Source organism: Serratia marcescens (assembly GCF_001902635.1).
GTDB classification, from domain to species: Bacteria; Pseudomonadota; Gammaproteobacteria; order Enterobacterales; family Enterobacteriaceae; genus Serratia; species Serratia marcescens_F.
In genome coordinates, this window is sequence record NZ_MJAO01000015.1 from 17878 (window position 1) to 32486 (window position 14609).

Here is a 14609-nt window from a genome sequence, read left to right on the forward strand (position 1 = left end):
AGTGTGAACCTGCCTTTTCTGGAGTGGAACCGCACCCCCTGGGGTAAAGCGACCGGCGGCCAATGGCGTTATGCGCTGCGCAACTCGCTGGCGATGTGCCTGGCGCTGTGGGTGGCGTTCGTGCTCGAACTCGACGAACCCTCCTGGGCGCTCACCTCCGCCGCGGTGGTGAGTTTCCCCACCATCGGCGGCGTAATCAGCAAAAGCATCGGCCGCGTCTTCGGCAGCCTGATCGGCGCCGCCGCCTCGGTGGCGATCGCCGGCCACTGTTTGAACGATCCCTGGCTGTTTACGCTGTTCATCGCCAGTTGGATTGGGCTATGCACCTACATCTCCAACCATTACCAAAACAACGTCTCTTATGCGTTCGCGCTGGCGGGCTATACCGCCGCCATCATCGCTTTCAGTACGGTTAACGTCACCGATACCCAGCAGATCTTCGATATCGCGCAGGCGCGGGTATGCGAAGTGATCACCGGCATTCTGTGCGGCGGGTTGATGATGATGATCCTGCCCAGCACCTCCGACGGCGAAGCCCTGCTGACGTCGTTGCGGCGCATGCAGCTGCGGCTGTTGGAACACGCCGCCATGCTGTGGCAGCCGGAAGCCACCGCACAGATGCGCGCCTCGCACGAGGGGGTCATCGGCCAGATCCTGACCATGAATCTGTTGCGCATTCAGGCATTTTGGAGCCACTACCGGCTGCGGCGGCAAAATAACCTGCTCAACTATCTGCTGCACCAGCAGTTGCGTATGACCAGCGTCATTTCCAGCCTGCGCCGCATGCTGCTGAACTGGCCGGATCGCCCCGCCAACCTGATGCCGGTGCTGACACAACTGCTGGATGAACTGCGCGATCCCGCCGCCGACAAATACCGTTTGGCGCATCTGCTGCAGCAGATCGCCCCACAAGATCCTGCAGATTACCGCCACCGCGCCTTCTGGCTGCGCCTGCGCCATTTCTGCTGGCTTTACCTGCGCTGCAACCGCTGGCTGTTGCGATTGGAAAGCGCTACGGCGGTCAGCGATCTCCAGCCGCCGCGCGTCACCTCGCTGGCGCGTCATACCGACAGCTACGAAGCCGCCTATAACGGCCTGCGCACCTTTTTATGCATCGTGATCGGCTGCGCCTACTGGATCAACACGCAGTGGGACGCCGGCAGTTCGGCGCTGACGCTCACCGCCATCAGCTGCGTGCTTTACTCCTCCACGCCTTCGCCGATCAACAGCGTCAGCACCTTGCTCAAGGCGGTGCTGCTGCTCTCGGTCGCCTGCTTCGTGGTGAAATTCGGTTTGATGATCCAGATTGATGACTTTTGGGTGTTCTGCGCCTTCCTGTTCCCGATCCTGGTGACCATGCAGATGCTCAAGCTGCAGAACCCGCCTTACGCCGCACTCTGGGGGCAGCTGATCGTTTTCATGGGCTCGTTCCTGACCGTCAGCAACCCGCCGAGCTACGACTATCAAGCCTTTATCAATGACAACATCGGTAAAGTCGTCGGCGTGCTGTTGGCCGGCTTGGCGTTTCAGATCCTGCGTCCCAGCTCCGACAAACGCAAAAGCCGCCGCATTATTCGCGCGCTGCGGCGCGACTTTATCGATCAGTTGAGCAAAAGGCCGCAGCAGAGCGAAAACCAGTTTGAATCGCTGATCTACCATCGCATCAGTCAACTCAATCAGAGTCAGGATCAGGAGGCGCGCGCCTGGCTGCTGCGCTGGGGTGTGGTGCTGCTCAACTGCAGCCATATCGTCTGGCAACTGCGCGACTGGCAGACCCGTTCCGATCCGCTGTCGGCGGTACGCGACGTCTGCATTCACTGCCTGCGCGGCATCATGACGGAGAAAGGCGTGCAGCACAGTTCGCTGGACGCCACTTTGCAGGAGTTGCTGCGCATGAGCAATGCGCTGGCGCACCACCCGGAACAGGCGGCGCGCGATCTGGCCGGTCTGATTTGGCGGCTTTATTGCTCGCTGCAGCAGTTGCAGCAGGCGATTGGCCTGCCCGCCGTTGCGCCGGCCGCTAGCGGTGGATGATCACTTGATCACACCGCAGGCGAAGCGCTCGCCGCCACCGCCCAGTGGCAGCGGATGATCCGAGTGGTTATCGCCGCCGGCGTGCACCATCAGCGCTTTGCCTTCGATTTCGCTGATTTTTTTCAGCCGCGGTGCCAACACCGGGTAGTTCGCCATGCCGTCGGCGGTCACATAGATGGCCGGCAGATCGCCCAGGTGCCCGTCGGCATACGGCCCGAGGTGTTTCCCGGTTTTTTGCGGATCGAAATGCCCGCCGGCCGCCAGCGCCGCCACCGCCTTGCCGTCCTTCATCCCCGGCTCGCAGCTGCCATTCTCATGCACGTGGAACCCGTGCACCCCGGCCGGCAACGCTTTCAAATCCGGCGTAAACAGTAAGCCATACGGCGTTTCGCTGATAACCACCTTGCCGATGTCCTGACCGATTCCCTGCCCGGTCACCTGGTGCATCTCGACGTCGACCGTCGCCGCCTGAGCCGCGCCGCATACCATCAGGCCGAGCGCCGCATACCAATAACGTTTCATCAATCAGTCTCCTTAATGACTATATGGAGCTTTCAGTATAGGAGACCCCGCAGCGACGCTGTTAGCCAACGCACAATCTCGTCAGTTTGATTCGCATTCTTAATACTTGGCGCTAATAATTATTTTACCGATGTTGGTCCTCTGACCAGCTGTCGTTCGGCTAACGTTGTTTCCCCTGTTTCTACCGCCGACGCATGAGAGTTCACTTCCAGGCCCGGCGGCATACTTCATAAGGAACTGATATGGGCATCTTTAGCTATAAGGATCAGGACGAAAACGCGTCAAAAGCGCTGTTTTCCGACGCCTTGGCCATCTCTACCTACGCTTACCACAATATCGATAACGGCTTCGACGAAGGCTACCACCAGAGCGGTTTCGGGCTGGGCCTGCCGCTGACGCTGATCACCGCGTTGATCGGCAGCACCCAGTCGCAGGGCGGTCTGCCCGGCATTCCCTGGAACCCCGATTCCGAACAGGCCGCGCGGGACGCGGTGAACCAGGCCGGTTGGTCGGTCATCAACGCCGCGCAGCTGGGTTACGCCGGCAAAACCGATGCACGCGGCACCTACTACGGCGAGACCGCCGGTTACACGACCGCACAGGCCGAAGTGCTGGGCAAATATGACAGCGCAGGCAATCTCACCGCCATCGGCATTGCCTTTCGCGGCACCAGCGGCCCGCGCGAGTCGTTAATCACCGATACCATCGGCGATGCGATTAACGATCTGTTGGCGGGTATCGGGCCGAAAGGCTATGCCGACGGTTACACCCTGAACGCCTTCAGCCAGCTGCTGGGCGACGTGGCGAAGTTCGCCCAGGCGCACGGGCTGAGCGGCAAAGACGTGGTGGTCAGCGGCCACAGCCTCGGCGGCCTGGCGGTCAACAGCATGGCGGCGCAAAGCGACGCCAACTGGGGCGGCTTCTACGCGCAATCCAACTATCTCGCCTTCGCCTCACCGACCCAGTACGAAACCGGCAGTAAGGTGATCAACATCGGCTATGAGAACGACCCGGTGTTCCGCGTGCTCGACGGCACCACGCTGACCGGGGCATCGTTGGGCGTACACGATGCGCCGCATACCTCAGCCACCAACAATATCGTCAACTTCAACGACCACTATGCGTCGGACGCCTGGAATCTGCTGCCGTTTTCCCTTCTCAACGTGCCGACCTGGCTGTCGCACCTGCCGTTCTTTTATCAGGACGGTTTGATGCGGGTGCTGAACTCCGAGTTTTATTCGCTGACCGACAAAGACTCGACCATCGTCGTTTCCAACCTGTCGAACGTGACCCGTGGCAATACCTGGGTGGAAGACCTGAACCGCAACGCGGAAACGCACAGCGGGCCGACGTTTATCATCGGCAGCGACGGCAATGACCTGATTCGGGGCGGCAAAGGCAACGACTATCTGGAGGGCCGCGACGGCGACGATATCTTCCGCGACGCCGGCGGCTATAACCTGATCGTCGGCGGCAAAGGCCACAATATTTTCGATACCCAACAGGCGTTGAAAAACACCGAAGTCGCCTACGACGGCAATACGCTCTACCTGCGCGATGCCAAGGGCGGCATTACGCTGGCGGACGATATCGGCGCCCTGCGCAGCAAAGAGACCTCCTGGCTGATTTTCAGCAAAGAGGTGGACCATCAGGTGACCGCTGCAGGACTGAAATCGGATTCGGGCCTCCAGGCCTACGCCGCCGCCACCACCGGCGGCGACGGCGATGACGTTCTGCAGGCCCGCAACCACGACGCCTGGCTGTTCGGCAATGCCGGCAACGACACGCTGATCGGCCGCGCCGGCGGCAACCTGACCTTTGTCGGCGGCAGCGGTGATGACATCCTGAAGGGCGTCGGCAACGGCAATACCTTCCTGTTCAGCGGCGATTTTGGCCATGACCGGCTGTATGGTTTCAACGCTACCGATAAGCTGGTGTTTATCGGCACCGAAGGCGCCAGCGGGAATATCCGCGACTACGCCACGCAGCAAAACGACGACTTGGTGCTGGCTTTCGGCCACAGCCAGGTCACGTTGATCGGCGTCTCGCTCGATCACTTCGACACCGATCAGGTGGTGTTGGCCTAAAGCGCGGCGTAAAAAAAGCCGGGCGCTTTCGCCGCCCGGCTCTCTTCCCCCCTCGCGTTAAGGCACGTCGTACCCCAACGCCGCCTTGCGAATACGGAACCACTGCTGGCGATTCAGCACCAGGTTTTGCGCCTTCAGCGCCGAACGCACCCGTTCAATCTTGCCGGAGCCGATAATCGGCAGCGGCGACGACGGCAGACGCATCACCCAGGCGTACACCACCTGCTCGATGGTGTCGGCGCCGATTTCCTGCGCCACCCGCTGCAGCTCGTCGCGCAGCGGCTGGAACTCGGCATCGTTGAACAGGCGCCCGCCGCCCAGGCAGGACCAGGCCATCGGTTTGATGCGCAGCTGTTGACACTGGTCGAGCGTGCCGTCGAGGATCGCCGGTTGGTGAATCGGCGAAATTTCCACCTGATTGGTCACCAACGAGAACGGCAGGCGCGACTGCAACAGCTGGAACTGTGCGGGCGTAAAGTTGGACACGCCGAAATGGCGCACCTTGCCGCTTTTGTGCAGCGCGACAAAGGCTTCGGCCACGTCGTCGGCGTCCATCAGCGGATCCGGTCGGTGGATCAACAACAGGTCAAGATAGTCGGTATGCAGATGGCGTAGCGATTGTTCCGCGCTTTGTACGATATGATCGCGGTCGGTGATGTAGTGGCCGATCGGGTTGCCGGGCTTGGCGGTGGTGGCGATGCCGCACTTGGTCACCAGTTCCAGCGACTGGCGCAGCGCAGGCTTCAGGCGCAGCGCGTCGCCAAACGCCTGTTCGCAGGCATAGCCGCCATAGATGTCCGCATGATCGGCGGTGGTGACGCCCAGTTCGACATGCTGTTCGATAAACGCCAGCAGCTGCTGCGGCGACATGCCCCACTCCATCAACCGCCAGTAACCGCAAATCATGCGGGAAAACTCAGGCCCCTGCGGCGCAAGACGAATACGTTCTACCATTGCGAAAACCTCATGACGTTAATTACCCGCCAGCATACACAAGCCGGTAAGGCGCAGGGAAGCGGTAAGCCGCATGAACGTGCGGCAGATCAGGAAAGGTTAAAACAACGACGGCTGTTCCGGCAGCGGCTCGTCGGGGGCTTTATTGGCGCGCTGCAGGCGCAGGAAACGTTGACGGCACAGGCGCAGCACCTCGCGCTTTTGCGCGTCGCTCATGGTCATCCAGCCGAAGCGCTCCTCGCGGCTGCGCAGGCAGCCACGGCAAAAGCCGCGATCGTCGGCCTGGCAAATGCCGCGACACGGGCTGGGGATGTCGAAAAATTCAAGCTGCTGCGCCACGGGGCCTCCTGCGTTCTCTTGCTAATTGAAGACGCCATCGCCGCCGCTGGCAAGTCCCTTTTCGCCATTGCGGCGAAAATAGTCGCGCAAATAGCGCAGCGCCTGGCGGCTTTTCTCCGGCACGTTGCGTTCCAGCGTCAGCGCGTGCAGCCGCAGCGCCGCCGGTCGCCACTCCGGCAACAGCAGTAACAGCTCGCCACGCTGCAGCTCGTCGCCGATTTCATACAACGGCTGAATGGAAATGCCCAGCCCGGCGCGGGTAAAGGCGCGCATCACATTCATGCTCTCGCTGACGATCTGCCCTTCCGCCAGCCGCAGCTTAACCTGCTGGCCGGACTGATGCCGCAACTCCAGATGCGCCCCGCTGTAGCCGCTGGAGATCCAGCGGTGCTGCACCAAATCCTGCGGTTTTTCCGGCACCCCGTGCTGGCTGAGGTAACGCGGCGCGGCGCACAGCACCATCGGCCACGCCGTCAGCGGGTGGGCGATCATATTGGCGTCCGCCAGTTGACGGTTGGCCCGCAGCGCAATGTCGACCCGCTGTTCGATCATATCGACGATGCGATCGTCCGCCAGCACCCGCAGCGTCAGCTTGGGGTGCGCCTGCAACAACGGCGACAACGCTTCCGCCAGCGAGCGACCACCGATACCGACCGGGGTGGCGATGCGCAGCTCGCCCACCAGCGTATCCCGCAACTCGGCCAGCCGTTGTTCCGCCTGCTGCGCCTGTTGCAGCATCGCCTCGCAGCCGGGGTAAAACGCCGCCCCCGCCTCGGTCAGCGCCAGACGGCGGGTGGAACGGTGCAGCAGCGGCACCCCGAGCGCTTTCTCCAGCGAGCGCATATGCTGGCTGACCGCCGACGGCGTCATGCCCAGCCGCCGTGCCGCGCCGGCCAGCGATCCCTCCGCCACCACGGTGGCGAACACCGCCATTCGATTGAGTTTGTCCACGATTATGAAGTTTTACTTAATCAAGAAAGCATGAATATGGCACTAATCACGACTATTGTTAAGGACTAGAGTAGATCCCACGCAGCAGGCCGCCTCGGTCTGCTTCACAATACTGACCCTATTCCTGAAGGAGCATACAGATGAAAGTAGCCATTATTGGAGCAACCGGTTTTGTGGGCCGCCGCGTGGTGGATGAAGCGCTGGCTCGCGGCATTCAGGTGACGGCGATCGCCCGCCAGAAAAAAGAGTTGCCGGAACACGCCAATCTGACCGTTGCGCTGGGCGACGTTGCCGATACCGCCTGGCTGGCGGGGCAACTGCGCGGCCAGGATGCGGTGATCAGCGCCTACAACCCCGGTTGGGGCGAAGACAACCTGTATGAGAAAACCACCCGCGGTGCCCAGCAGATCCTCACCGCGGTCGAACAAGCCGGCGTCAAACGCCTGCTGGTGGTCGGCGGCGCCGGCAGCCTGGAAGTGGCGCCGGGTGTTGAATTGGTAGATACGCCGCAGTTCCCGGAAAATATCCGCCCCGGCGCGCAGGCGGTGCGCGATCTGCGCAACACACTGCGCGGTGAATCGGCGCTAGACTGGACCTATCTCTCGCCGGCTGCCCTGCTGGAACCGGGCAAACGCACCGGCCAGTTCCGCCTCGGCACCACGCAGCTGTTGATGAACGGCGAAGCCCCAGCCAGCATTTCGGTGGAAGATTTGGCGGTCGCTATCGTCGATGAGATTGAAAAACCTCAGTTTATTCGCGCTCAGTTCACCGCAGCCTACTAAACCGCCCTCCGCCAGGCCGCCCGGCCTGGCCTTTTCCCCGCGCCATCCGCCGCCAGTATTCTGAATTTCTAAGGTTTTCTTAAGTTTCATCCGGTAGATTTCAAGGCATTATCTACTCTCAGGATCCAGATTTGGCAATGTGGTTACGTCAACGCTTACAGTGCAACAGCCTCGGTTTCATCCTCGCCACCGCCCTGTTCTTCACTCTGTTTCAAAACGCGTTATTCCTGCATCGCGCCTGGTCGTATATCACCTTCGATAGCGTCCACAGCGTGATTTTCGCCGCCAGCATGCCGGTGGTGATCTTCTGCGCGCTGAACATCATCTTCAGCGTGTTGACCGTGCCCTTCCTGCGCAAGCCGCTGATCATCTTTTTCTTGCTCGGCAGCGCGGCAGCCAACTATTTCATGTACAGCTATGGCGTGGTGATCGACGGCAACATGATGCAAAACGCCTTCGAAACCAATACCCAGGAGGCGACGGCGCTGCTGACGCCGCGCATGGGGCTGTGGCTGACGCTGCTCGGCATTCTGCCGGCGGTGGCGGTCTGCTTCACCCATATTCGCCAAACCCGCCCCTGGTGGTACATGGTCGGGCTGCGGGCCGCCAACGTCATGCTGTCGCTGGTGGTGATCCTGATCGTCGCCGCGCTGTTCTACAAAGACTACGCCTCGCTGATCCGCAACAATAAAAGCGTGGTGAAGATGTTGACGCCGTCCAACTTCGTCGCCGGTACCATCAAGTTTACCGAGCAGCGTTACTTCACCCGCAATCTGCCGCTGGTGAAGATCGGTGAAGATGCGCGCAAAGGGCCGCTGATCGCCGGTCAGACCAAGAAAACGCTGGTGATCCTGGTGGTGGGCGAAACCGCCCGCGCCGAAAACTTCTCCCTCGGGGGCTACGAGCGCGAAACCAATCCGCGCCTGAAACAGGACGACGTGGTCTATTTCAAGAACGCCAGTTCTTGTGGCACTGAAACGGCGATCTCCGTCCCCTGCATGTTCTCCAATATGCCGCGCCGAGAATACGACGCGACTCAGGCAGCGCATCAGGAAGGGGTGTTGGACGTGCTGGCGCATGCCGGCGTCAACGTGCTGTGGCGCGATAACGACGGCGGCTGCAAAGGCGCCTGCGATCGGGTGCCGCACATCGACATGACCAAGCTGAAACTGCCGCAGGACTGCGACGGCGAGGTTTGCATGGACAACGTGCTGCTGTACAAGCTGAATGACTATATCAATAGCCTGAAAGACGACGGCGTGATCGTGTTGCATCAGATGGGCAGCCACGGCCCGGCTTACTACCGCCGCAGCACGTCGGAGTTCCAGACGTTTTCGCCGACCTGCAACAGCAATCAGATCCAGGATTGCAGCCATGAACAGCTGGTGAACACCTACGACAACTCGATTCTGTACACCGACGCGATGCTGGATGCCACCATCAAACTGCTGCAACAGTATGACGACCGGTTCAATACCGCACTGGTCTACCTGTCCGATCACGGCGAGTCGCTGGGGGAAAACGGCATGTATCTGCACGGCACGCCTTATGTCTTCGCGCCGAGCCAGCAAACGCACGTGCCTTTCCTGATGTGGATGTCGGCCGACTATCAGCGCAACTTCGGCGTCGATCGCCAGTGCCTGAACACGCTGGCGGAAAAGGACGACGTCTCGCAGGACAACCTGTTCCACACCCTGCTGGGCATGCTGAACGTACAGACCCGCGAATACCAATCCCAGTTGGACATTCTGCAGCGTTGCCGCGGCGCGGCGTAAGCGCTTAACTTCCGCGTGCCGCTGAGGCACAATAGCTTGCAGACAACCGGCGTTTTGTGCGCCGGTTTTTTTATCCCTATTGACCTAGACCAATCGGTCTATTATGCTCACCCCCACTATGACCAAATCAACGCATTGCACCGTGGATACACGTGAACATCTGCTCGCCACCGGCGAAACCCTCAGCCTGCGCCTGGGCTTTACCGGCATGGGGCTGAGCGAACTGCTGGCCACCGCGGGCGTGCCGAAAGGTTCGTTCTACCACTATTTCCGCTCGAAGGAAGCCTTCGGCGAAGCGATGTTGCAGCGCTATTTCGCGCATTATGATGCAGAAATGCAGGCGCTGTTTGCCGACGAGCGCGGCGATGCCCGCCACCAACTGCTCGGTTATTATGCCCAGGCTATCAGCTACCACTGCCGCAGCGAATGCCATAACGCCTGCCTGGCGGTGAAGCTTTCCGCCGAGGTGAGCGATCTGTCGGAACCGATGCGCCACGCGCTGGAAACAGGCACCGCTCGCGTGATTGGCCATCTGCAGGAGGCCATCGAACGCGGTATCGCCGAGGGTTCGCTGTCGGTAGCCATGAGCCCGGCAGCGACCGCAGAGACGTTGTATTCATTGTGGCTCGGCGCCTCGCTGCGCGCCAAGATCCGCCACTCTTTGGCGCCGTTGACCTGCGCGCTGGAAAGCATCGAGTTGCTGCTGCGCCCGCCGCAACCGTAACGATAACATTCTCTTTTTATTGAAAAATGCAGTTCGTGGTTTTTTATCGCTCATTACTAGACGACCGGTCTATTAAATACAGGATGCACTATGAAGACTGAAAAATTGCTTTCTCCGCTGAAGGTTGGCACCACCACTCTGCCCAACCGTGTGTTTATGGCTCCGCTGACGCGTCTGCGCAGCATCGAACCGGGCGACATTCCCACGCCGCTGATGGCGGAATATTACGCGCAGCGCGCCAGCGCCGGCCTGATCGTGACCGAAGCGACGCAGATCTCCTTCCAGGCCAAAGGCTACGCCGGTGCGCCGGGGCTGCATACGCCGGAGCAGATCGCCGCATGGAAAAACATCACGCAGGCGGTGCATGATAAAAACGGCCATATTGCCGTGCAGCTGTGGCACGTAGGGCGTATCTCCCACGCCAGCCTGCAGCCGGGCGGGCAAGCGCCGGTCGCGCCTTCAGCGATCAACGCCGAAACCCGCACCACCGTGCGTGATGAAACCGGCGCCTGGGTGCGCGTGCCAACCTCCACGCCGCGCGCGCTGGAAACCAGCGAGATCCCGGGCATCGTCAACGATTTCCGCCAGGCGACCGCCAACGCGCGGGAAGCCGGCTTCGACTTCATCGAACTGCATGCGGCCCACGGCTATCTGCTGCATCAGTTCATGTCGCCAGCCTCCAACCAACGAACCGATCAATACGGCGGCAGCATCGAGAATCGCACTCGCCTGACGCTGGAAGTGGTCGACGCGGCCGCCGCCGAATGGGGCGCCGAGCACATCGGCATCCGCATCTCGCCGCTGGGGCCGTTTAACGGCCTGGACAACGGCGAAGACCAGGAAGAAGCGGCGCTGTATCTGGTGGAAGAGCTGAACAAGCGCAACATCGCCTACCTGCACATCTCCGAACCGGACTGGGCCGGTGGCAAACCGTATTCCGACGCCTTCCGCGATTCGGTGCGCGCCCACTTTAAAGGGGTGATCGTCGGTGCCGGTGCCTACACCGCCGAGAAAGCCGAAGCGTTGATCGAAAAAGGCTTCATCGACGCCGTGGCCTTCGGCCGCAGCTACATCGCCAACCCGGATCTGGTGGAGCGCTTCCAGCAGCACGCGCCGCTGAACGAACCTAAGCCGGAAAGCTTCTACGGCGGCGGTGCCGAAGGCTATACCGACTATCCGTTTCTGGCGAAATAACCCCTCCTGACCCTGAACGGCCACGCAGCAAGCTGGCCGTTTTTTTATGTCACACGCAAAAAAGCCCGCACGGGGCGGGCCGGTGTTCCCTGGTGTTGTGCTCTACTGCCGTTCAATTTTTACACGCTTGCCGTCGAAATAGATAATTGATTGTGCAGATCAATTACTTCGTATTGATCGTTACGCCCGATCAATATTTAGACACCACCGTCGCGAGACCCATAAGTGACATTGTCACTCATTCGTCACATTGAATTCCCTTGCGGGACAAGGCTATACTCGCTTGTGCTTCAATCCACCCGCCGTCTGCCACGGCACAGTCAATTCAGAGGAATTATGCGCTTACTCCATACCATGATCCGCGTCGGTGACCTGCAACGCGCCATCGACTTCTACACCAAGGTATTAGGCATGCGCCTGCTGCGCACCAGCGAAAACCCGGAGTACAAATACTCGCTGGCCTTCGTCGGTTATACGGAAGAGAGCGAAGGCGCGGTTATCGAACTGACCTATAACTGGGGCACCGACAGCTACGACATGGGCACCGCCTTCGGCCACCTGGCGCTGGGCGTAGACGACGTTGCCGCCACCTGCGACAGCATCCGCCGCGCGGGCGGCAAGGTCACCCGCGAAGCCGGACCGGTGAAAGGCGGCACCACGGTGATCGCTTTCGTCGAAGATCCGGACGGTTACAAAATCGAACTGATCGAAAACAAACACGCCGGTCAGGGCCTCGGCCACTAAGCCTCCCCCTCAGGGCGCACTGCGCCCTGCTGATTCTCCGCGCGATAGCGCCTGCAACCGGGCGCAAAATTTGCCATAATGCGCGCTGCATTCGATGAAGATAAGAAACTGATGGCCGAGAAAAGTGATCTTAACGCCCTGAGTGGTCGTTTTCGTGGGTTTTATCCCGTAGTAATAGATGTTGAAACCGCCGGCTTCAACGCCAATACCGATGCGTTGCTGGAGATCGCCGCCGTGACGCTGAAAATGGATGAAGACGGCTGGCTGCAGCAGGACGAAACCCTGCACTTCCACGTGGAGCCTTTCGAAGGCGCCAACCTGCAGCCGGAAGCGCTGGCGTTTAACGGCATCGACCCGCACAACCCGCTGCGCGGCGCGGTCAGCGAATACGACGCGCTGCATGCCATTTTCAAAGCGGTGCGCAAAGGGCTCAAGGATCGCGGCTGCAACCGGGCCATTATCGTGGCGCACAACGCCAATTTCGATCACAGCTTCCTGATGGCCGCGGCTGAACGCGCCGGCCTGAAGCGCAACCCGTTCCATCCGTTCGCCACCTTCGACACCGCGGCGCTGAGCGGCCTGGTGCTGGGGCAAACGGTGTTGGCGAAAGCCTGCATCGCCGCCGGCATGCCGTTCGACAGCAGCCAGGCGCACTCCGCACTGTACGACACCGAGCAAACCGCCCTGTTGTTTTGCGAGCTGGTCAACCGCTGGAAACGTCTCGGCGGCTGGCCGCTGCCCGCCGTCGATCCCGACGAATAACCCCAACAAAAAAGGCGGCCCAGTTTGCACTGGCGCCGCCCCATTACGCGATAACCGCAAGTCTGTCGATTATGACTGCTGGTCTTCCTGCGCTTTATATTTTTCCGCAGTTTCTTTGATCAGCTGCTGCAGTTCGCCACGCTGATACATTTCAATGATGATATCGCAACCACCGACCAGCTCACCGTCAACCCACAGCTGCGGGAAGGTCGGCCAGTTGGCGTATTTAGGCAGCTCGGCGCGGATGTCCGGGTTCTGCAGAATATCCACGTAGGCGAAACGCTCGCCGCAGGCGGACAGCGCTTGCACCGCCTGTGCGGAGAAGCCGCAGCTCGGCAGCTTCGGTGAACCCTTCATGTACAGCAAAATCGGGTTTTCAGCGATCTGGTGCTGAATTTTTTCAATTGTCGTCGTCATTTATTGCTTCCTCAAGCCACATTTCATGGCTACAACATGCATCACGCGGGCTATTGTAGCGGCTGGAACAGTCGCAAGAAAACGCCATCTTTTGCAAGGATATTCGCCCGCCCCCGATCGCGTTTCACCGGCCACGTCATTCCGGTCAAAACATACGTTGAGAATAACATTTTTAATCCGACCATTTCACTAATATATTGCGCCGTGATGACGGCGCGGTTTAATTATATCCGCCACCGCCGCCTGGCGTTTTTTCATACATCAATGGGCTGATTTTAAACCAAAAAAAAGGCCATTAACGTTTTCTCACAATATGGATTATTATTTATGAGTTCTTCGCTGTTTTATATGGCGAAATTCGGGAATACTGTAACTCTTTCGATATCCGTTTCGGGGCCAAGGTTGGTGACGTCGACATGCGTTTAATTCTTACGCTCTTTGCGCTGCTGTTTACGCAGCTCTTCTTCAATTTGGCGCATGCGGCGCCGCAGGCGCGTGTTGCCGCCGAACAGCGCAAAAGCCATGCTAATGAAGCGCGGCCCGATGACCGCAGGAAAAAGAAAGCGGACAAAACCGCCAAAAAAGCCAAAGTGACGGCTCCTGAGAAAAAAACCAAGACCGCCAAGGCCAAAAGCGAGAAAAGCGCGAAAAAGATCGCCGGCGCCAAACCGAAGGCCAAAGCGCAGAAAACCGCCAAAATAACTGTCACCCCGCCGAAAAAGGGCTACAAGAAAGGTTACGGCCGCCACCGCGAAGCCGGCATGGCCACCGCCAAACTGGCGCGCGATGAAAAACCGTTGAAACTCAGCCCGGCGCACAAAAAGCGCTACCAGCACGCCAAGCAGACCGCGATGGCCAAACTGATGGGCCAAATGGGCAAGCCTTACCGCTGGGGCGGCAGTTCGCCGCGCACCGGTTTCGATTGCAGCGGTTTGATCTATTACGCGTATAAAGACGTGGTGAAGATCAAGATGCCGCGCACCGCCAACGAGATGTACCACCTGCGTGACGCGGCGCCGATCAAGAAAAATGAACTGGAAAGTGGCGATTTGGTGTTCTTCCGCATCAACAACCGCGGCGTAGCAGATCATGTCGGGGTCTACCTCGGCAACGGCAAATTCATCCAGTCGCCGCGCACCGGCGAAGAGATCCGCATCAGCCAGCTCGACAACGATTACTGGCAGAACCACTACATCGGCGCACGCCGCGTGGTCACCCCGAAAACCATTCGTTAATTCCCGTCTTTGCGCGGTTGCGGCGTTCGTCGCAACCGCCTGCTCAAGCTATCGCCCATCGCACTCCCCCGCGCGCATTTATCGCTTTT

The 14609-nt window shown here is 59.8% G+C and carries 14 protein-coding genes; 9 read left to right on the forward strand and 5 right to left on the reverse strand.

The features are described 5' to 3' along the window. Window positions 1-3 precede the first annotated feature (3 nt). Window positions 4-2034: an FUSC family protein gene (locus BHU62_RS15670; protein WP_073532833.1), complete on the forward strand. Its 2031-nt coding sequence runs from the start codon at window positions 4-6 to the stop codon at window positions 2032-2034. On the opposite strand, the gene sodC is transcribed toward BHU62_RS15670, so the two are convergent. Beyond that, complete coding sequence (gene sodC, locus BHU62_RS15675; RefSeq protein ID WP_073532834.1) at window positions 2035-2556, reverse strand: superoxide dismutase family protein; 522 nt, start codon at window positions 2554-2556, stop codon at window positions 2035-2037. A gap of 242 nt (window positions 2557-2798) precedes the next feature. Here sodC and BHU62_RS15680 point away from each other — a divergent pair, with 242 nt between their 5' ends. Beyond that, window positions 2799-4643, forward strand: coding sequence for a polyurethanase (locus BHU62_RS15680; RefSeq protein ID WP_073532835.1), 1845 nt, complete (start codon window positions 2799-2801; stop codon window positions 4641-4643). A 57-nt stretch (window positions 4644-4700) separates the two neighbouring features. Here BHU62_RS15680 and BHU62_RS15685 read toward each other — a convergent pair whose 3' ends face one another. From BHU62_RS15685 to BHU62_RS15695, 3 genes are all read right to left on the reverse strand, one after another. Then, entirely contained in the window at window positions 4701-5597 is an 897-nt protein-coding gene (locus BHU62_RS15685) for an aldo/keto reductase (protein WP_073532836.1), read from the reverse strand. Window positions 5598-5696: 99 nt separating this feature from the next. Next, window positions 5697-5936 carry a DUF1289 domain-containing protein gene (locus BHU62_RS15690; protein ID WP_049240184.1) on the reverse strand — a complete coding sequence of 80 codons (240 nt, stop codon included), beginning with the start codon at window positions 5934-5936 and terminating at the stop codon, window positions 5697-5699. A gap of 21 nt (window positions 5937-5957) precedes the next feature. Continuing rightward, window positions 5958-6887 (reverse strand): LysR substrate-binding domain-containing protein, encoded by a 930-nt coding sequence (locus BHU62_RS15695; protein WP_201788372.1) that lies wholly within the window; start codon window positions 6885-6887, stop codon window positions 5958-5960. Between the two features lie 140 nt (window positions 6888-7027). On the opposite strand from BHU62_RS15695, the gene BHU62_RS15700 reads away from it, so the two are divergent. From BHU62_RS15700 to rnt, 6 genes are all read left to right on the forward strand, one after another. Continuing rightward, a complete protein-coding gene (locus BHU62_RS15700) occupies window positions 7028-7669 on the forward strand; it encodes an NAD(P)-dependent oxidoreductase (protein ID WP_073532838.1) in 642 nt (213 codons plus the stop codon). A gap of 137 nt (window positions 7670-7806) precedes the next feature. Further along, window positions 7807-9444 (forward strand): phosphoethanolamine transferase EptA, encoded by a 1638-nt coding sequence (gene eptA, locus BHU62_RS15705; RefSeq protein ID WP_073532839.1) that lies wholly within the window; start codon window positions 7807-7809, stop codon window positions 9442-9444. Window positions 9445-9547: 103 nt separating this feature from the next. After that, entirely contained in the window at window positions 9548-10168 is a 621-nt protein-coding gene (locus BHU62_RS15710) for a TetR/AcrR family transcriptional regulator (protein WP_073532840.1), read from the forward strand. Window positions 10169-10258: 90 nt separating this feature from the next. Further along, complete coding sequence (locus BHU62_RS15715) at window positions 10259-11362, forward strand: alkene reductase (protein WP_073532841.1); 1104 nt, start codon at window positions 10259-10261, stop codon at window positions 11360-11362. A 336-nt stretch (window positions 11363-11698) separates the two neighbouring features. Further along, window positions 11699-12106 (forward strand): lactoylglutathione lyase, encoded by a 408-nt coding sequence (gene gloA, locus BHU62_RS15720; protein WP_004931325.1) that lies wholly within the window; start codon window positions 11699-11701, stop codon window positions 12104-12106. 78 nt (window positions 12107-12184) lie between these two features. Further along, the gene (gene rnt, locus BHU62_RS15725; protein WP_073532842.1) at window positions 12185-12868 is read left to right on the forward strand and encodes a ribonuclease T; all 684 of its coding nucleotides are present in this window, start codon (window positions 12185-12187) and stop codon (window positions 12866-12868) included. 69 nt (window positions 12869-12937) lie between these two features. On the opposite strand, the gene BHU62_RS15730 is transcribed toward rnt, so the two are convergent. Beyond that, window positions 12938-13285, reverse strand: a complete 348-nt coding sequence (locus BHU62_RS15730; protein ID WP_019455987.1) for a Grx4 family monothiol glutaredoxin — start codon at window positions 13283-13285, stop codon at window positions 12938-12940. A gap of 416 nt (window positions 13286-13701) precedes the next feature. Here BHU62_RS15730 and BHU62_RS15735 point away from each other — a divergent pair, with 416 nt between their 5' ends. Then, window positions 13702-14520, forward strand: a complete 819-nt coding sequence (locus BHU62_RS15735) for a C40 family peptidase (RefSeq protein WP_073532843.1) — start codon at window positions 13702-13704, stop codon at window positions 14518-14520. Window positions 14521-14609 lie beyond the last annotated feature (89 nt).